Source organism: Streptomyces sp. NPDC038135, from assembly GCF_055601245.1.
The window spans coordinates 62,030-78,607 of sequence record NZ_JBVJXS010000013.1 but is presented as its reverse complement, the minus strand read 5'-3'; the positions used below and the strand labels follow the sequence as shown (position 1 = coordinate 78,607).

At 71.0% G+C, this 16,578-nt stretch carries 16 protein-coding genes; 12 read left to right on the top strand and 4 right to left on the bottom strand.

Features of this window, described 5'->3' with window-relative positions; translation table 11 throughout:
• The first annotated feature begins 114 nt into the window (after positions 1-114).
• The 9 genes from ACZ7JA_RS32425 (at position 115) to ACZ7JA_RS32385 (ending at position 10,576) form a co-directional block, all read left to right on the top strand.
• Positions 115-936, top strand: a complete 822-nt coding sequence (locus tag ACZ7JA_RS32425) for a TetR family transcriptional regulator (protein ID WP_351669067.1) — start codon at positions 115-117, stop codon at positions 934-936.
• 432 nt (positions 937-1,368) lie between these two features.
• Positions 1,369-2,706 (top strand): crotonyl-CoA carboxylase/reductase, encoded by a 1,338-nt coding sequence (gene ccrA / locus ACZ7JA_RS32420; RefSeq protein WP_351669093.1) that lies wholly within the window; start codon positions 1,369-1,371, stop codon positions 2,704-2,706.
• A 16-nt stretch (positions 2,707-2,722) separates the two neighbouring features.
• Complete coding sequence (locus ACZ7JA_RS32415; RefSeq protein ID WP_351669069.1) at positions 2,723-4,771, top strand: protein meaA; 2,049 nt, start codon at positions 2,723-2,725, stop codon at positions 4,769-4,771.
• A complete protein-coding gene (locus ACZ7JA_RS32410) occupies positions 4,768-5,730 on the top strand; it encodes an HpcH/HpaI aldolase/citrate lyase family protein (RefSeq protein WP_161291613.1) in 963 nt (320 codons plus the stop codon). The genes ACZ7JA_RS32415 and ACZ7JA_RS32410 overlap by 4 nt, the downstream gene beginning before the upstream one ends.
• Positions 5,731-5,735: 5 nt before the next feature.
• Positions 5,736-6,260, top strand: a complete 525-nt coding sequence (locus tag ACZ7JA_RS32405; protein ID WP_351669072.1) for a MaoC family dehydratase — start codon at positions 5,736-5,738, stop codon at positions 6,258-6,260.
• Between the two features lie 2 nt (positions 6,261-6,262).
• Positions 6,263-7,468, top strand: coding sequence for an acyl-CoA dehydrogenase family protein (locus ACZ7JA_RS32400; protein ID WP_351669075.1), 1,206 nt, complete (start codon positions 6,263-6,265; stop codon positions 7,466-7,468).
• Between the two features lie 170 nt (positions 7,469-7,638).
• Complete coding sequence (locus ACZ7JA_RS32395; protein WP_389302043.1) at positions 7,639-8,295, top strand: phosphatidylserine decarboxylase; 657 nt, start codon at positions 7,639-7,641, stop codon at positions 8,293-8,295.
• A gap of 22 nt (positions 8,296-8,317) precedes the next feature.
• Positions 8,318-9,136, top strand: coding sequence for a CDP-diacylglycerol--serine O-phosphatidyltransferase (gene pssA, locus ACZ7JA_RS32390; RefSeq protein ID WP_250400422.1), 819 nt, complete (start codon positions 8,318-8,320; stop codon positions 9,134-9,136).
• 207 nt (positions 9,137-9,343) lie between these two features.
• A complete protein-coding gene (locus ACZ7JA_RS32385; RefSeq protein ID WP_351673508.1) occupies positions 9,344-10,576 on the top strand; it encodes an alpha/beta hydrolase in 1,233 nt (410 codons plus the stop codon).
• A gap of 4 nt (positions 10,577-10,580) precedes the next feature.
• On the opposite strand, the gene ACZ7JA_RS32380 is transcribed toward ACZ7JA_RS32385, so the two are convergent.
• On the bottom strand, positions 10,581-11,732 hold the full coding sequence (locus ACZ7JA_RS32380; protein ID WP_470811937.1) for a glycerate kinase: 1,152 nt from the start codon (positions 11,730-11,732) through the stop codon (positions 10,581-10,583).
• A gap of 150 nt (positions 11,733-11,882) precedes the next feature.
• Here ACZ7JA_RS32380 and ACZ7JA_RS32375 point away from each other — a divergent pair, with 150 nt between their 5' ends.
• Both ACZ7JA_RS32375 and ACZ7JA_RS32370 read left to right on the top strand, forming a co-directional pair.
• Positions 11,883-12,956 (top strand): ADP-ribosylglycohydrolase family protein, encoded by a 1,074-nt coding sequence (locus tag ACZ7JA_RS32375; RefSeq protein ID WP_470811935.1) that lies wholly within the window; start codon positions 11,883-11,885, stop codon positions 12,954-12,956.
• A gap of 27 nt (positions 12,957-12,983) precedes the next feature.
• Positions 12,984-13,478, top strand: coding sequence for an NUDIX hydrolase (locus ACZ7JA_RS32370; protein WP_351673512.1), 495 nt, complete (start codon positions 12,984-12,986; stop codon positions 13,476-13,478).
• A 4-nt stretch (positions 13,479-13,482) separates the two neighbouring features.
• Here the strand turns inward: ACZ7JA_RS32370 and ACZ7JA_RS32365 are convergent, their stop codons facing one another.
• A complete protein-coding gene (locus ACZ7JA_RS32365; protein WP_351673514.1) occupies positions 13,483-13,683 on the bottom strand; it encodes a type II toxin-antitoxin system VapB family antitoxin in 201 nt (66 codons plus the stop codon).
• Positions 13,684-13,792: 109 nt separating this feature from the next.
• Here ACZ7JA_RS32365 and ACZ7JA_RS32360 point away from each other — a divergent pair, with 109 nt between their 5' ends.
• Entirely contained in the window at positions 13,793-14,536 is a 744-nt protein-coding gene (locus ACZ7JA_RS32360) for an SIR2 family NAD-dependent protein deacylase (RefSeq protein ID WP_450753090.1), read from the top strand.
• Positions 14,537-14,545: 9 nt separating this feature from the next.
• Here ACZ7JA_RS32360 and ACZ7JA_RS32355 read toward each other — a convergent pair whose 3' ends face one another.
• Both ACZ7JA_RS32355 and ACZ7JA_RS32350 read right to left on the bottom strand, forming a co-directional pair.
• The gene (locus ACZ7JA_RS32355) at positions 14,546-15,028 is read right to left on the bottom strand and encodes a methylated-DNA--[protein]-cysteine S-methyltransferase (RefSeq protein WP_470811932.1); all 483 of its coding nucleotides are present in this window, start codon (positions 15,026-15,028) and stop codon (positions 14,546-14,548) included.
• Between the two features lie 11 nt (positions 15,029-15,039).
• On the bottom strand, positions 15,040-16,521 hold the full coding sequence (locus ACZ7JA_RS32350) for an AlkA N-terminal domain-containing protein (protein WP_351673524.1): 1,482 nt from the start codon (positions 16,519-16,521) through the stop codon (positions 15,040-15,042).
• Between the last annotated feature and the right edge of the window lie 57 nt (positions 16,522-16,578).

The window sequence follows — 16,578 nt, the reverse complement described above, 5'->3', positions numbered from 1 at the left end:
ACGGAGACGGACTGGGGCGGACTGCTCGATCCGGCGGGCAGCCCCCCGCCCCTCGCGGGCGGGGGATCCCCCGGACCTGCGCATTCTGCCGCGCACATGCAGTACGTTCGGGTCATGCCCCAGCCCGCCAAGTCCTCACGTACACCAGCCACGCCCGACGCGCCGGAAAGTGCCGCAGGCAGTCGCGCCGCCGCCCAGCGGCTGAAGATGCGCCGGGAACTGGCGGCCGCAGCGATGGAACTGTTCGCGACCAAGGGGTACGAGGCGACCACCGTCGACGAGATCGCGGCCGCGGCCGGGGTCGCGCGCCGCACCTTCTTCCGCCACTTCCGCTCCAAGGAAGAGGCGATCTTCCCGGACCACGACGACACGCTGATCCGCGCCGAGGCGGTCCTCAACGCCGCCCCCGCGCACGAGCATCCGCTCGACACGGTGTGCCGCGGCATCAAGGAAGTCATGAGGATGTACGCGGCCCGGCCGGAGATCTCGGTCGCCCGCTACAAGCTCACGCGCGAGGTGCCCACCCTGCGCGAGGCCGAGATCGCCTCGGTGGCCCGCTACGAGCGCCTGTTCACCCGCTACCTGCTCGGCCACTTCGACGAGCACGCGCACGCCGACGACGCCAACGACGACCCGCTGCTCGCCGAGGTCGCCGCCTCCGCCGTCGTCACCGCCCACAACCACGTCCTCAGGCGCTGGCTGCGGGCCGGCGGGCAGGGCGACGTGGAGGCGCAGCTCGACCACGCCTTCGCCATCGTGCGCAAGACGTTCGGCACCGGGATCGGCGCCGGACGCGGCCCGGCGCCCGGGCCGGCGGCCACCATGGCGCCGGCGGCGGTCTCCGCGCACGGCGAGGTCCTGGTGACGGTCGCCCGCACCGACGCGCCGCTCGACGAGGTCATGCGCACCATCGAGGAGGCGCTCAAGGAGCGCTGAGACGCCACGCGCCCTGTGATGACGGCCACCCTTCGGGGTGGCCGTTTTGGCATGTCAGGGGCCCTTTTCGGAGGCATTCCGGAGCCCGTTCGATCGATCATCGCTCATATGTTGCGTAAAGATTTCATCTGAGAGCAGCTTCTGGCACTCAGTGCCTTGCGACATGACACGCGGTGTCATACGTTGAAGGAAGTCCGGGCGGCCGGCGCGCAGAGACCATTCGTGCGCCGGCTGTCCCCGCAAGCCGGACGGCCTGCGCGCCCGGACGCCTGCGTCACAGGCACCCTCCCGCGCCACAAAGCGCTGCCGAAGCTCCACCCCCGCCGAACCGACGGCACACCCTCAAAACCCTCAGCAGCACTCCCAGCAGCACCGACGATCCCCCAGCGCCCCTCCCTCAGGGCGCTCACCGCCGGAGGCAACACCGTGACCGTGAAGGACATCCTGGACGCGATCCAGTCGAAGGACGCCACGTCCGCCGACTTCGCCGCCCTGCCGCTCCCCGAGTCGTACCGCGCGATCACCGTCCACAAGGACGAGACGGAGATGTTCGCGGGCCTGCAGACCCGCGACAAGGACCCGCGCAAGTCGATCCACCTGGACGACGTGCCGCTGCCCGAACTGGGTCCGGGCGAGGCCCTGGTGGCCGTGATGGCCTCCTCGGTCAACTACAACTCGGTGTGGACCTCGATCTTCGAGCCGCTGTCCACCTTCGGGTTTCTGGAGCGCTACGGCCGCACCAACGAGCTGGCCAAGCGCCACGACCTGCCGTACCACATCATCGGCTCCGACCTCGCCGGCGTCGTCCTGCGCACCGGCCCGGGCGTCAACGCCTGGAAGCCCGGTGACGAGGTCGTCGCCCACTGCCTCTCCGTCGAGCTGGAGTCCTCGGACGGCCACAACGACACGATGCTCGACCCCGAGCAGCGCATCTGGGGCTTCGAGACCAACTTCGGCGGCCTCGCCGAGATCGCGCTGGTCAAGTCCAACCAGCTCATGCCGAAGCCGGACCACCTGAGCTGGGAGGAGGCGGCGGCCCCGGGCCTGGTGAACTCCACCGCCTACCGCCAGCTCGTCTCCCGCAACGGCGCCGGCATGAAGCAGGGCGACAACGTCCTCATCTGGGGCGCCAGCGGCGGCCTCGGCTCCTACGCCACCCAGTTCGCCCTCGCCGGCGGCGCCAACCCGATCTGCGTCGTCTCCAGCGAGCAGAAGGCGGAGATCTGCCGCTCCATGGGCGCCGAGTCGATCATCGACCGCAACGCCGAGGGCTACAAGTTCTGGAAGGACGAGAACACCCAGGACCCGAAGGAGTGGAAGCGCTTCGGCAAGCGCATCCGTGAGCTGACCGGCGGCGAGGACATCGACATCGTCTTCGAGCACCCGGGCCGCGAGACCTTCGGCGCCTCCGTGTTCGTCACCCGCAAGGGCGGCACCATCACCACCTGCGCCTCGACCTCGGGCTACATGCACGAGTACGACAACCGCTACCTGTGGATGTCGCTCAAGCGGATCATCGGCTCGCACTTCGCCAACTACCGCGAGGCCTGGGAGGCCAACCGCCTCATCGCGAAGGGCAAGATCCACCCCACCCTGTCGAAGGTGTACTCCCTGGAGGACACCGGCCAGGCGGCCTACGACGTGCACCGCAACCTGCACCAGGGCAAGGTCGGCGTGCTGTGCCTGTCCCCCGAGGAGGGCCTGGGCGTGCGCGACGAGGAGATGCGCGCCAAGCACATCGACGCCATCAACCGCTTCCGGAACATCTGAGGACCCGGAGGTCCAGATGACTGAGCGTCAGCCCTCCGGATCGCGGAGGGAGAAGGACCGGCCGTGGCTCATGCGCACGTACGCCGGTCACTCCACGGCGGAGGCGTCCAACGAGCTGTACCGGCGCAACCTCGCCAAGGGCCAGACCGGTCTGTCGGTGGCGTTCGACCTGCCGACCCAGACCGGCTACGACCCCGACCACATCCTCGCCCGCGGCGAGGTCGGCCGGGTCGGCGTGCCCGTCTCGCACCTCGGTGACATGCGCCGGCTGTTCCAGGACATCCCCCTGGAGCAGATGAACACCTCGATGACGATCAACGCCACCGCCATGTGGCTGCTGGCGCTCTACCAGGTCGTCGCCGAGGAGCAGGGCGCGGACATCACCAAGCTCCAGGGCACTACCCAGAACGACATCGTCAAGGAGTACCTGTCCCGCGGGACGCACGTCTTCCCGCCCGGGCCCTCGCTCCGCCTGACGACGGACATGATCGCGTACACGGTCTCCCACATCCCGAAGTGGAACCCGATCAACATCTGCAGCTACCACCTGCAGGAGGCCGGGGCCACGCCGGTGCAGGAGATCGCGTACGCGATGTCCACCGCGATCGCCGTGCTCGACGCCGTGCGCGACTCCGGCCAGGTGCCCGAGGAGCGCATGGGCGACGTGGTCGCCCGCATCTCCTTCTTCGTCAACGCGGGCGTCCGCTTCGTCGAGGAGATGTGCAAGATGCGGGCGTTCGGCCGCATCTGGGACAAGGTCACCCGCGAGCGGTACGGCATCGAGAACCCCAAGCAGCGCCGCTTCCGCTACGGCGTCCAGGTCAACTCGCTCGGCCTGACCGAGGCGCAGCCGGAGAACAACGTCCAGCGGATCGTGCTCGAGATGCTGGCGGTCACCCTCTCCAAGGACGCCCGCGCGCGTGCCGTGCAGCTCCCCGCCTGGAACGAGGCCCTGGGCCTGCCCCGGCCGTGGGACCAGCAGTGGAGCCTGCGCATCCAGCAGGTGCTCGCCCACGAGAGCGACCTGCTGGAGTACGAGGACATCTTCGAGGGCTCGCACGTCGTCGAGGCGAAGGTGAACGCCCTGGTGGAGGAGTCCCTCGCCGAGATGGACCGGATCCAGGAGATGGGTGGCGCGATGGCCGCCGTCGAGTCCGGCTACCTCAAGGCGCAGCTCGTCTCCTCGCACGCCGAGCGGCGGGCGCGGATCGAGTCCGGCCAGGAGAAGATCGTCGGCGTCAACATCTTCGAGACGACCGAGCCGAACCCGCTCACGGCCGACCTGGACACCGCGATCATGACGGTCGACCCGGCGGTCGAGGCCCGGGTCGTCGCCTCGCTGGAGACCTGGCGGGACACCCGCTACCAGCCGCCCTTCAACCACCCGCGCCCCTGCAAGGCGCTGGAGCGGCTGAAGGAGGCCGCCAAGGGCACCGGCAACCTGATGGAGGCCACGCTGGAGTGCGCCCGCGCCGGGGTCACGACCGGCGAGTGGGCGGGCGCCCTGCGCGAGGTGTTCGGCGAGTTCCGGGCGCCCACCGGGGTGTCCTCCGCACCGGTGGCCGTCACCGCCGAGGCCGGCTCGGCCATGGCCGAGGTCCGCGCCAAGGTGGACGCCACCGCCCGCGACCTGGGCGTCGGCAAGCTCCGCTTCCTGGTGGGCAAGCCCGGCCTCGACGGTCACTCCAACGGCGCCGAGCAGATCGCCGTCCGCGCGCGCGACGCCGGCTTCGAGGTGGTCTACCAGGGCATCCGGCTCACCCCCGAGCAGATAGTGGACGCCGCCCTGGCGGAGGACGTCCACGCCGTGGGCCTGTCGATCCTGTCCGGCTCGCACGCCCAGCTCGTGCCGGACGTGCTGGAGCGCCTGCGTGTGGCCGGTGCCACAGATATACCGGTGATCGCAGGTGGCATCATCCCGAACGGGGACGCCGAGGATCTCCGGGCCGCCGGAGTGGCCGCGGTGTTCACCCCGAAGGACTTCGACATCACCGGGATCATCGGCCGCATCGCCGACGAGATCCGGAAAGCGAACAAGCTCGACCCCCTGGAGGTCCCCGCATGACGACAGTCAACCGCCTTCGCCCCCGCCGCTCCTGCCTGGCGGTACCGGGAAGCAACCCGCGCTTCCTGGAGAAGGCCCAGGGCCTCCCCGCCGACCAGGTCTTCCTCGACCTGGAGGACGCGTGCGCGCCGCTCGCCAAGCCGGAGGCGCGGCACACCATCGTCAAGTTCCTCAACGAGGGCGACTGGACGGGCAAGACGCGCGTCGTACGGGTGAACGACTGGACGACCGAGTGGACGTACCGGGACGTCGTCACGGTCGTCGAGGGCGCCGGCCAGAACCTCGACTGCATCATGCTGCCGAAGGTCCAGACGGCCCAGCAGGTCGTGGCGCTCGACCTGCTGCTGACCCAGATCGAGAAGACGATGGGCTTCGAGGTCGGCAAGATCGGCATCGAGGCGCAGATCGAGAACGCGCAGGGCCTGAACAACGTCAACGAGATCGCGCAGGCCAGCCCGCGCGTGGAGACGATCATCTTCGGCCCGGCCGACTTCATGGCCTCCATCAACATGAAGTCGCTGGTCGTGGGCGAGCAGCCGCCCGGCTACCCGGCGGACGCCTACCACTACATCCTGATGAAGATCCTGATGGCCGCCCGCGCCAACAACCTCCAGGCGATCGACGGCCCCTACCTGCAGATCCGCAACGTCGAGGGCTACCGCGCGGTCGCGCAGCGCGCCGCCGCCCTCGGCTTCGACGGCAAGTGGGTGCTGCACCCGGGCCAGGTCGAGGCGTCCAACGAGATCTTCTCGCCGTCGCAGGAGGACTACGACCACGCCGAGCTGATCCTGGACGCGTACGACTACTACACGTCCGAGGCGGGCGGCAAGAAGGGCTCCGCGATGCTCGGCGACGAGATGATCGACGAGGCCAGCCGCAAGATGGCCCTGGTGATCTCGGGCAAGGGCCGCGCCGCCGGCATGCAGCGCACCAGCAAGTTCGAGATCCCGGAGGCCTGAGCGCGATGCAGTTCGGACGCACCTACGAGGAGTTCGAGGTCGGGGCGACGTACAAGCACTGGCCGGGCAAGACGGTCACGGAGTACGACGACCACCTGTTCTGTCTCCTCACCATGAACCACCACCCGCTCCACATGGACGTCAACTACGCCGAGAAGACGACGGACTTCGGCAAGAACGTCGTGGTGGGCAACTACATCTACTCGCTGCTGCTCGGCATGTCGGTGCCGGACGTCTCCGGCAAGGCGATCGCCAACCTGGAGATCGAGTCGCTCAAGCACGTGGCGCCGACGTTCCACGGCGACACGATCTACGGCCAGACGACCGTGCTGGACAAGTGGCCGTCGAAGTCGAAGGACGACCGCGGCATCGTCTACGTGGAGACCAAGGGCTACAAGCAGGACGGCACCCTGGTGTGCGTCTTCCGCCGCAAGGTCATGGTGCCCACCGAGACGTACATCAAGGAGCGCGGCGGCGAGCAGCCCGGCCGCCCGGAGCTGAACGCCCCTTCGGAAAAGACGGAGAAGTAGCCATGGCGCGCCTCGCCCAGACCGCCGGTCTGAACGACGTCCAGCAGGAGATCCTCTCCACCGTCCGCGACTTCGTGGACAAGGAGATCATCCCGGTCGCGACCGGGCTGGAGCACCGCGACGAGTACCCGCAAGCGATCGTGGACGGCCTGAAGGAACTCGGCCTGTTCGGTCTGATGATCCCCGAGGAGTACGGGGGTCTGGGCGAGTCGCTCCTGACGTACGCGCTGTGCGTGGAGGAGATCGCCCGCGGCTGGATGTCGGTGTCCGGCATCATCAACACGCACTTCATCGTCGCGTACATGCTCAAGCAGCACGGCACGCAGGAGCAGAAGGAGCACTTCCTGCCCCGCATGGCGGCCGGCGACATCCGCGGCGCCTTCTCGATGTCGGAGCCGGGCCTCGGCTCCGACGTGTCGGCGATCACGTCGAAGGCGGTCAAGGACGGCGACGAGTACGTCCTGAACGGCCAGAAGATGTGGCTCACGAACGGCGGAACCTCGTCGCTGGTGGCCGTTCTGGTCCGAAGTGACGAAGGTCACCCCGAGGGCACGGCCCCGCACAAGTCGATGACCACCTTCCTGGTCGAGAAGGAGCCCGGCTTCGGTGAGGTCCGCCCCGGCCTGACCATTCCGGGCAAGATCGACAAGATGGGCTACAAGGGCGTCGACACCACCGAGCTGATCATGGACGGCCTGCGCGTTCCGGCCGATCGGGTGCTCGGCGGCGTCACCGGCCGAGGTTTTTACCAAATGATGGACGGAGTGGAGGTCGGCCGCGTGAATGTGGCGGCCCGCGGCTGCGGAGTGGCGCAGCGCGCCTTCGAGCTGGGCGTTCAGTACGCCCAGCAGCGGCACACCTTCGGCCGGCCCATCGCCCAGCACCAGGCCATCCAGTTCAAGCTGGCCGAAATGGCCACCAAGGTCGAGGCCGCGCATGCCATGATGGTGAACGCGGCACGCAAAAAGGACTCCGGGGAGCGAAACGACCTCGAGGCAGGCATGGCGAAGTACCTCGCCTCCGAGTACTGCAAGGAGGTCGTGGAGGACGCCTTCCGGATCCACGGCGGCTACGGCTTCTCCAAGGAGTACGAGATCGAGCGCCTCTACCGGGAGGCCCCGATGCTGCTGATCGGCGAGGGTACCGCCGAGATCCAGAAAATGATCATCGGGCGCAGGCTGCTCGAAGAGTATCGATTCCAGGGCTGATTGTCCGGAAACGGGGTGTTTTCTTCGAGAAGAAGATCACACCCCGTCGATACCCCTCAGCCGCCGACTCGGCTTCCTGGCTTGCCCAGTTGTGACCTGCGACCGGTACGATCCCGGGAAAGCCGCCGTCCCCCGTCAGAGCGCGGCATCATCCGCTACGAAGGTCATCCATGCCCCACAGCCAAACCTCTGCACACCGCGACAGCCTGGTAGGCGCACGCCTCGCGCGCGGAGCATCGCCGTGGCTTCTCCCGACCGTCGCCACCGCAGCCCTCAGCCTGGTCCGCGCCCGCCGCTCGGGCGCGGCCAAGGCCGTCGCCGTGCCCGCCACCGCGCTCGCGGCGGGCATGCTGTGGTTCTTCCGCGACCCCGAGCGCGAGATCGCCCCCGGCCGGGTCATCTCGCCCGCCGACGGCGTGGTGCAGAGCATCATGCCCTGGAAGGACGGCCGCACCCGCGTCGCGATCTTCATGAGCCCGCTCAACGTGCACGTGAACCGCGCGCCGCTCGCCGGCACCGTGACGTCGGTCGAGCACATCCCCGGCGGCTTCGTTCCCGCGTTCAACAAGGAGAGCGAGAACAACGAGCGCGTAGTCTGGCATTTCGACACCGAACTCGGCGACATCGAGATGATCCAGATCGCCGGCGCGGTGGCCCGCCGCATCGTGCCGTACATCCCCGAGGGCACGAAGGTCGAGCAGGGCGACCGCATCGGTCTGATCCGCTTCGGCTCGCGTGTCGACCTCTACCTGCCCGAGGGCGTGGAGGTCGCGGTCGAGGTCGGACAGAAGACCGTGGCTGGGGTGACTCGCATTGACCGTGATTGATCCGGAGACCCAGGCGGGCTGGGTGCCCGAGGCCGACGACGTGGACGACGAGGAGGAGATGCCCCTTTCTCTCCGCCTGTCGATAGCGGACACCCTGACGCTGGGCAACGCCACGTGCGGCTTCATGGCGGTGTACTTCACCACCACCGGCATCCTGATCCCGCACCTCACCGGCAGCCAGGAGTCCGGCATGGCCCGCCACAGCGCGGCCACGGCGGTCATCCTGATGCTCTGCGCGGCGGTCTTCGACCTGTTCGACGGCCTGGTCGCGCGGAAGCTGCGCTCCTCCCCGATGGGCGCGGAGCTGGACAACCTGTCGGACCTGATCAGCTTCGGCCTGGCGCCCGCGTACTTCGTCCTCGTCTACGGCATGGTCGCGGACGACGCGCACCAGAGAGTGGCGGCGCTGGGGGCGATCGTGGTGCTCCTCGCGGTGGTGCTCAGGCTGGCGCGGTTCAGCTGCGTGACGGTGAAGGACGGCACCTTCCAGGGCATGCCCTCGCCGTTCGGCGCGCTCACGGTCGTCTCGATCGTCCTGCTGGAGCTGCCCTTCGTGGCCACCCTGCTGGCGATCCTGGGCACCGCGTGGCTGATGGTGAGCCGGGTGGAGTACCCGAAGCCGCGCGGCCGCCTCGCCGGGGCGATGCTCTCGTGGATCGTCCTGTCGATGGGCCTGCTGGCCGCCTGGGCCTTCGACGCCCCGAGCGGGCAGCTGCTCCTGCAGACCGGCTGCGCGCTGCAGCTCGTCATGGGCGCGGTGATCCCGCTGTTCGCCACGGCCCGCCGGGTGAACAACTTCCGCGACAACCGCCGCGAGTCGCGGGCGGCCCAGCTGCCCTGACGCCCTCGCCGGCATCGACGGGTGTGGCCCGAGTCCTGAGGACTCGGGCCACACCCGTTTCGGCTTCAAGGGAGGAAGCGGCTCACCCGTTGACCCGTCAAGTACCAGCTGTCGTGGCCGAGTTGCAGCAGATCGGACAGCAGAGGAGGGTGGAAAAGGGGGCATTCTACCTGAAACGTCTGATTTCACTGGCCCAGGGAGACGGCCATGCCCGCACCCACCCTCAACGAGTACAAGGTGCCGCTCGCCTCGAAGGTCCCGGCGAACTACGGCGACCCGGTGGAGCTGTTCGTCCGGGAGTACAACGGCACCAAGACCAACAAACCACCCCTGCCCGTGCTGATGCTGCACGGCAGAAGCGTGCCCGCGCTGCCGGGGTTCGACCTGGCGCCGGTACCCGGCGGTTCCGCCACCCGGTACAGCTGGGCGCAGGAACTCGCAGACGACGGCTACGACGTGTTCATCATGGACCTGCAGGGATCCGGACGTTCCACCCGCCCCAAGGTGATGGACGAAGCCTGCAACGCGAACCCGGCCCAGCAGCAACAGGTCCTCGTCCCGCACCCCCTCACGGAGCCGTGCCCTCCCCCGCCGCCCTACGCGCACGAGCTGGGCAACTCCGAGAGCGACTGGGCGGAGCTGGACAAGGTGGTCGCGTTCATCCAGAACCTGCCGGGCCGGAACAAGCCGATCCGCTTCATCGGCTGGTCCGCGGCCGCCTTTGTGATGGGGCCCTACACCCTGCAGAATCCCGGCAAGGTCGAGAGCCTGCTCCTGCTGGCCCCGATGTTCCCGCCGAAGGGACGCTGGTCCCAGAAGCCCGCGGAGCCCTTCGGGCGCCCGATGGAGGCCGGGACCCTGCCCGTGTCCAAGCCGCCCAACATGTTCGGTTTTCCGATGAACGTCGGCAGCATGACCGGGGTGAAGGCCTCTCTGGCCAGTACCCCTGACCTGTGGGAGCCCGGTATCCCGGACCTCGTGTGGGCCGCCTGTATGGCGAACGACGCGCTCGGCAGCAAGTGGGGCCCCGAGGTGGCGGGCGCACCCGGCACGTACGAGGGCGTCCTGCGGTACCGCAACACCTACTGGTGGGGTTGGAACAACCAGACCGTGCCGTACGAGAACCCGGCCGGTACCCGGGTGCTCGGCGAACGGGTGCCCGTGCTGATCGTCTACGGGGACGCGGACCGGACCGCCAACAGCCCGGCCACGTTCCCCGACGTCCTGCGCTTCTCCGTGCCAGACCTCTACGCGGCCGTCCCGGGGCCGCAGAAGCTGATGTTCCGCCTCGCCGGTGCGGGACACTCGCTCGTCTGGGAGCGCACCGCGAAGCCCCTCCACCACATGTCGAAGCAGTGGTGCAAGAACCACAAGGTGGAGGGCCTCACCAGCGGCAGCTGGTTCCGGGACTTCGACGGTGAGCTGACCCCCGTACAGTGACGGCTCAGCCGAGCAGGTCCCGCGCGATCCGCTCCGCGACCCGTTCCAGGATCGGCCCCGCGTCCGCGATGCACGTCGCGACGTCCGGCTCGACGGACGTCAGCGGGTACGCCCGGCCGATCCCGGCGCGGCGCAGCGACTCCTCGGGCAGGGCGAGCCGCCCGCACACCGCGACGACCTCCTTGCCCGCCGCGCGGGCCGCGGCGGCGACCCCCGCCGGGGCCTTGCCGTGCAGGGTCTGCTCGTCCAGCGAACCCTCCCCGGTGATCACCAGCGAGGCGCGCTCCAGTGCCGGGGCGAAGCCCAGCACGTCCAGCATGACCTCGATGCCGGGGCGGAACCGGGCGCCCAGCAGGAGGGCGCCGTAGCCGATGCCGCCGGCCGCCCCCGCGCCGGGCGCCGCCGCGAAGTCCGCGGCCCGCGGGCCCACGGCGGTCTCCAGCACCTCGGCGAAGTGCGCGAGCGCGGCGTCCAGGGCCGCCACGTCGTCCGGGGTGGCGCCCTTCTGCGGCCCGTACACCGCGGGCGCGCCCTTCGGCCCGGTCAGCGGGTTGTCGACGTCGCTGGCGAGGACCAGTTCCACCGAGTCCAGGCGTGGGTCGAGGCCGGACAGGTCGGCCCGCGCCAGCGCGGCGAGGCCGCCGCCGCCCGGTGGCACCGGCTCCCCGTCCGCGTCGAGGAACCGCGCGCCCAGCGCCGACAGCATCCCGGCGCCGCCGTCCGTCGTGGCGCTGCCGCCGACGCCGAACACGATCGTCCGCGCGCCCGCGTCCAGCGCCGCGCGCAACAGTTCGCCCGAGCCGTACGTCGAGGCGGTCAGCGGCGCGAACACCCCGGAGGGCAGCCGCTGCAGTCCGCTCGCCTCGGCCATCTCCACGACCGCGGTGCCGCCGCGCAGCGCGTACGCGGCCGTGACCTCCTGCCCGAGCGGCCCGGCCACCCGGACCTCGCGGCGTTCGAAGCCGGCCGCGACGGCCGCGTCCACGGTGCCGTCGCCGCCGTCGGCGACCGGCAGCGCCTCGACCTCGACATCCGGCACGACCCGGCGCAGCCCGGCCGTGATCCGCTCGGCGACCCGCACGGCCGTCAGCGAGCCCTTGAACTTGTCCGCGGCGATGAGCACCCGACGGGTCCCGTTGCCTGCAGCGTCCGCCACCTTGCATTCCCCTTGCTCTCCGGGCCCCGCGCACGTCGGGGCCAGTCGCGCCGCTGTGACCTTAACCTCAGGACGTCCGCGCCGCCATGCCCTGCCCGAACCGTGGGAACCGGCTGGGAGGCGGCGGGGGAAAGCGGGTAGGGACCAGCCATGAGCGACCTCGACGACGGCCCGGACCTCGCCGACCGCGTCCACGGCGGCTGGCTCGGCCGGATCGCGGGCAACATGCTCGGCAAGCCGGTCGAGCAGGGCGAGGTGTGGACGCGCGAGCGCATCGACCGCTATCTGCGCCGGGCGGACGCGCTGCCGCTCACCGACTACCTGCCCGAGCCGGCCGACCCCGCCGACGCCGCCCTGCTGCGGCCCGAGTGGCGCCGGTGCGTGCGCGGCCGCGTCCACGGGAGCTGCCGGGACGACGACGTCGACTACGCGATCCTCGGGCTGCACCTGCTGGAGAGCCACGGTTTCGGCTTCAGCACCGAGCAGGTCGGCGACCTGTGGCTGCTCGGGCTGCCGTACCTGCAGACCTTCACCGCGGAGCGGGCCGCGTACCGCAACCTCGCCAACGGTCTGAAGCCGCCGCTGACGGCGACGTACGACAACCCGTACCAGGAGTGGATCGGCGCCCTGATCCGGGCCGACGTGCACGGCTGGACCAGCCCGGGCGACCCGCGCCGCGCGGCCTCGCTGGCCCGCCGGGACGCGGTGCTGTCGCACACCGGCAACGGTGTCTACGGGGCGATGTGGGCGGCCGCGCTGATCGCGGCGGCGTTCACCGAGCCGGACGTGCGGGACGCGCTGGAGAGCGCGCTGGCCGTGATCCCGGCGAGCAGCAGGCTGGCCCGGACCGTGCGCCGGGTGACGTCCCTGCACGGGGCCGGGCTGTCCTGGGAGGAGACCCTCGGCACGGTGTCCGAGGAGACCGCCGGGCTCGGCTGGATCCACACCGTCCCCAACGCGGCCGTGCTGACCGCCGGGCTGCTCTACGGCGACGGCGACTTCACCCGGACCGTCGCCCTCACCGTCCGTGGTGGCCTGGACACCGACTCCAACGGCGCGACGGCCGGTTCGGTGGCCGGGGTGATGACCGGCGCGGCCGCGATCCCGCCCCAGTGGACGGAGCCACTCCAGGACACGGTGCGCAGCGCGGTGTTCGGCTTCGACGGGGTGCGGATCAGCGCGCTGGCCGAACGCACCGTGCGCCTGGCGACGGCCGGGCGTTAGCGTCCGGTGTCCGGTTACCCTTCCTGGATGACCAGCACGGACACCTTCGCCGCGTACATCGCGAGCCTGCCCCGCGTCCTCGCCGCCGCAGCCGCGCTCTTCCGGGACTCCGAGGGGCGGGTGCTGCTCGTGGAGCCCAACTACCGCGAGGGGTGGGCCCTTCCGGGCGGGACCGTCGAGTCCGACGACGGGGAGAGCCCGCGCCAGGGCGCCCGCCGGGAGACGCTCGAGGAGATCGGCCTCGACCGCGAGCTCGGCCGGCTGCTTGCGGTGGACTGGGTGCTCGGCACGGGACGGCCGCCGCTGGTGGCGTACCTGTACGACGGCGGGGTCCTCACCGGGGCGGAGTTCGACGCCATCCGGCTGCAGGAGGAGGAACTGCTGTCCTGGCGCCTGGTGCCCCGCGAGGATCTCCCCGCGCACCTGCCCGGCGCGCTCGGCCGCCGGGTGCTGGCCGCGCTGGACGTCCTGGCGGAGGGCGCGGGCACGGCGGAGCTGGAGAACGGCCACCGGGTCGCCTGAGGGTTCAGCCCTCCGGGTCCGGGGGCCTGGCGTCCACGTCGCGCAGCGCCTCCTCGCGCTCGGCGACGCGCGCCTCGGTGCGGTGCCCGCGCTGGATGTAGTCGCGGACCACGAGTTCCACGGCGTCCTGCGGGTCGCCGACCCCCGCGAGCACCATGACCTCGACGACGAGCTGGGCGTCGAGCGAAACGGTCACCTTGGCCATGCCGCGACGCTAACAGCCGACGCCCGCCGCCGCGGCCGTATCCGAGGACGACGCCGGGGCCGGCGATATCCGTTCGCGGTGTCCTTGATCGGGTCCTACCCTCGGCCGTATGACCAAGCCCCTCATCGCCCTGCTGAGCGGGGCCGGCATCTCAACCGACTCCGGCATACCGGACTACCGCGGGCCCGACGGGCTGTGGCGGCGGGACCCGGAGGCCGAGAAGCTCGTGACGTACGAGTACTACATGGCCGATCCGGAGATCCGGCGGCGGTCGTGGTTGATGCGGCGCGCGAGCGGGGCGCGCGGCGCCGAGCCCAACGCCGCGCACCGGGCCGTGGCCGCGCTGGAGCGCTCCGGGGTCCCGGTCCGGGTGATCACGCAGAACGTGGACGGGCTGCACCAGCTCGCCGGGATGCCCGCCCGCAAGGTCCTGGAGCTGCACGGCACCGCGCGGAGCGTGGTGTGCACCAAGTGCCACGCCCGGGGGCCGATGGAGGACGCCCTGGCCCGCGTCGAGGCCGGTGAGGACGACCCGCCGTGCCTGGGGTGCGGCGGCATCCTGAAGTCGGCGACCGTGATGTTCGGTGAACGGCTCGACCCGGTCGTGCTCGGCGAGGCGGTCGCCGTCACCAAGGCCTGCCAGATCTTCATCGCCGTCGGCACCAGCCTCCAGGTCCAGCCCGCGGCCGGCCTCGCCGGCGTCGCCGCCGATCACGGGGCGCGGCTGATCATCGTCAACGCCGAGCCGACGCCGTACGACGACCTGGCCGACGAGATCGTGCGCGAGCCGATCGGCACGGCGCTGCCGGCCCTGCTGGACCGGCTGGGCGCGACGCCGGAACGGGGCGTGTGACCACGGCCGCTAGAACAGGGCCGTTCCCCGTTCGAAGTCGAGCAGGCGGCGTTTGCGGTCGAGGCCGCCGCCGTAGCCGGTCAGGGAGCCCGCCGCGCCGATGACCCGGTGGCAGGGCACGATGATGCCAATCGGGTTCCTGCCGTTGGCGAGGCCGACCGCGCGGGACGCCTTGGGGTTGCCCAGCTCGGTGGCGAGTTCGCCGTAGGAGCGGGTCTCTCCGTAGGGGATGCGGGTCAGCCGGTCCCAGACGCCGCGCTGGAACGGGGTCCCGGACAGGCGGAGTTCGAGGGTGAACTCCTTCAGCTCGCCGGCGAAGTAGGCGGAGAGCTGCTCCCGGGCCTCGGCGAAGGGGGTGTCGTTGGGGTCGCCGAAGGTCTCCTCGGGTGGGCGGTGGCGCTGGCCGGCCATGTAGAGGCCGCACAGGACGCCGTCCTCGGCGACGAGGGTCAGGGGGCCGTAGGGGCTGTCGGTGACGGTGTGCTGCTTCATCGTGAACGTCCTCACACGGGCAGGAAGTTGATGGGGTGGTCGTCCGTCGCCCACAGGTACTGGACCGCGTAGGCCCGCCAGGGGCGCCAGGACTCGGCGCGGGCGGTGAGCGCCGCCGGGGTGGCGGGCAGGCCCAGTTCCCGGGCGGCGCGCCGGATCCCCAGGTCGGTGGGGAGGAAGGCGTCGGGGTCGCCGAGGGCCCGCATGGCGACGACGTCGGCCGTCCACGGGCCGAAGCCGGGCAGGGCGAGCAGGCGGGCCCGCGCCTCGGCCCAGTCGGACTCGACGCCCAGGTGCAGGGCGCCGTCGGCCAGTTGGCGCACCAGGGTGGTCAGGGTGGTGCGGCGGGTCCGGGGCATGGCCAGGGTCTCCGGGTCCACGGCGGCCAGCGCCTCGGGTGACGGGAAGAGGTGGGTGAGGCCGCCCTCGGGGTCGTCCAGTGGCTTGCCGTGCGCGACGACCAGGCGGGCCGCGTGGGTGCGGGCTGCGGCCGTGGAGACCTGCTGGCCGAGCACCGCGCGGACGGCGAACTCGGCCTCGTCGACGGTGCGCGGCACCCGGCGGCCGGGCGCCCGGTCCACCAGCGGCGCGAGCAGCGGATCGGCGCGCAGCCGCTCGTCGACGGCGACGGGGTCGGCGTCCAGGTCGAGCATGCGCCGGCAGCGGCTGATGGCCACGGTCAGGTCGCGCGGGTCGCCGAGGGTGAGCCGGCAGGCGATGTGGTCGGGGTGCGGGGTGAGGGCGACGATGCCGTGTCCGTAGGGGAGGCGCAGGGTGCGCCGGTACGCGCCGTCCCGCCACTCCTCCACGCCCGGTACGGCGGTGGCGGCGAGGTGGCCGAAGAGGTTGTCCGGGTTGAGCGGGGCACGGAACGGCAGTCGCAGCGCGAGGGTGCCGGGGGTGCTCGCCGCGCGGTTCCCCGGCACCCGGGCGCGCAGCTCGCTCGGGGAGAGGGCGAAGACCTCGCGGACGGTCTCGTTGAAGGCCCGGATGGAGGAGAAGCCGGCCGCGAAGGCGATCTCCGCCATGGGCAGCGAGGTCGTCTCGACGAGCAGCCGCGCGGTCTGGGCGCGCTGTGCCCGCGCCAGGGCGAGGGGCCCGGCGCCCAGCTCGGCGAGGAGCTGGCGTTCCACCTGCCGTGAGCTGTAGCCGAGCCGGGCGGCCAGCCCGGTCACGCCCTCGCGGTCCACGACGCCGTCGGCGATCAGCCGCATCGCCCGGGCCACCAGGTCGGCGCGCAGGTTCCACTCCGGGGAGCCGGGGCTGGTGTCCGGGCGGCAGCGCTTGCAGGCCCGGAACCCGGCCTGCTGGCAGGCCGCCGCGCTCGGCAGGAACGTCATGTTCTCCGCCTTGGGCGGCACGGCCGGGCAGCTCGGCCGGCAGTAGATGCGGGTGGTCAGGACGGCCGTGAAGAACCATCCGTCGAACCGCGCGTCCTTGGACCGCACGGCGCGCACGCAGTGCTCCCGGTCGAGGTGCATCCCTGTCTGCATGGCTCAAGGATCGGTCACCGAGGGGGCCGCTCGCTGGCGGGAATCCGACACGTACGT

What these genes read in the sequence shown, in the direction of transcription:
- ACZ7JA_RS32385 (WP_351673508.1), top strand. Translation starts at nt 9,344, where the DNA reads ATGCCCGCACCCACCCTCAACGAGTACAAGGTGCCGCTCGCCTCGAAG.
- ACZ7JA_RS32410 (WP_161291613.1), top strand. Translation starts at nt 4,768, where the DNA reads ATGACGACAGTCAACCGCCTTCGCCCCCGCCGCTCCTGCCTGGCGGTA.
- ACZ7JA_RS32395 (WP_389302043.1), top strand. Translation starts at nt 7,639, where the DNA reads ATGCCCCACAGCCAAACCTCTGCACACCGCGACAGCCTGGTAGGCGCA.
- ACZ7JA_RS32375 (WP_470811935.1), top strand. Translation starts at nt 11,883, where the DNA reads ATGAGCGACCTCGACGACGGCCCGGACCTCGCCGACCGCGTCCACGGC.
- ACZ7JA_RS32365 (WP_351673514.1), bottom strand. Translation starts at nt 13,683, where the DNA reads ATGGCCAAGGTGACCGTTTCGCTCGACGCCCAGCTCGTCGTCGAGGTC.
- ACZ7JA_RS32370 (WP_351673512.1), top strand. Translation starts at nt 12,984, where the DNA reads ATGACCAGCACGGACACCTTCGCCGCGTACATCGCGAGCCTGCCCCGC.
- ACZ7JA_RS32425 (WP_351669067.1), top strand. Translation starts at nt 115, where the DNA reads ATGCCCCAGCCCGCCAAGTCCTCACGTACACCAGCCACGCCCGACGCG.
- ACZ7JA_RS32400 (WP_351669075.1), top strand. Translation starts at nt 6,263, where the DNA reads ATGGCGCGCCTCGCCCAGACCGCCGGTCTGAACGACGTCCAGCAGGAG.
- ACZ7JA_RS32355 (WP_470811932.1), bottom strand. Translation starts at nt 15,028, where the DNA reads ATGAAGCAGCACACCGTCACCGACAGCCCCTACGGCCCCCTGACCCTC.
- ACZ7JA_RS32415 (WP_351669069.1), top strand. Translation starts at nt 2,723, where the DNA reads ATGACTGAGCGTCAGCCCTCCGGATCGCGGAGGGAGAAGGACCGGCCG.
- ACZ7JA_RS32405 (WP_351669072.1), top strand. Translation starts at nt 5,736, where the DNA reads ATGCAGTTCGGACGCACCTACGAGGAGTTCGAGGTCGGGGCGACGTAC.
- ACZ7JA_RS32350 (WP_351673524.1), bottom strand. Translation starts at nt 16,521, where the DNA reads ATGCAGACAGGGATGCACCTCGACCGGGAGCACTGCGTGCGCGCCGTG.
- ACZ7JA_RS32360 (WP_450753090.1), top strand. Translation starts at nt 13,793, where the DNA reads ATGACCAAGCCCCTCATCGCCCTGCTGAGCGGGGCCGGCATCTCAACC.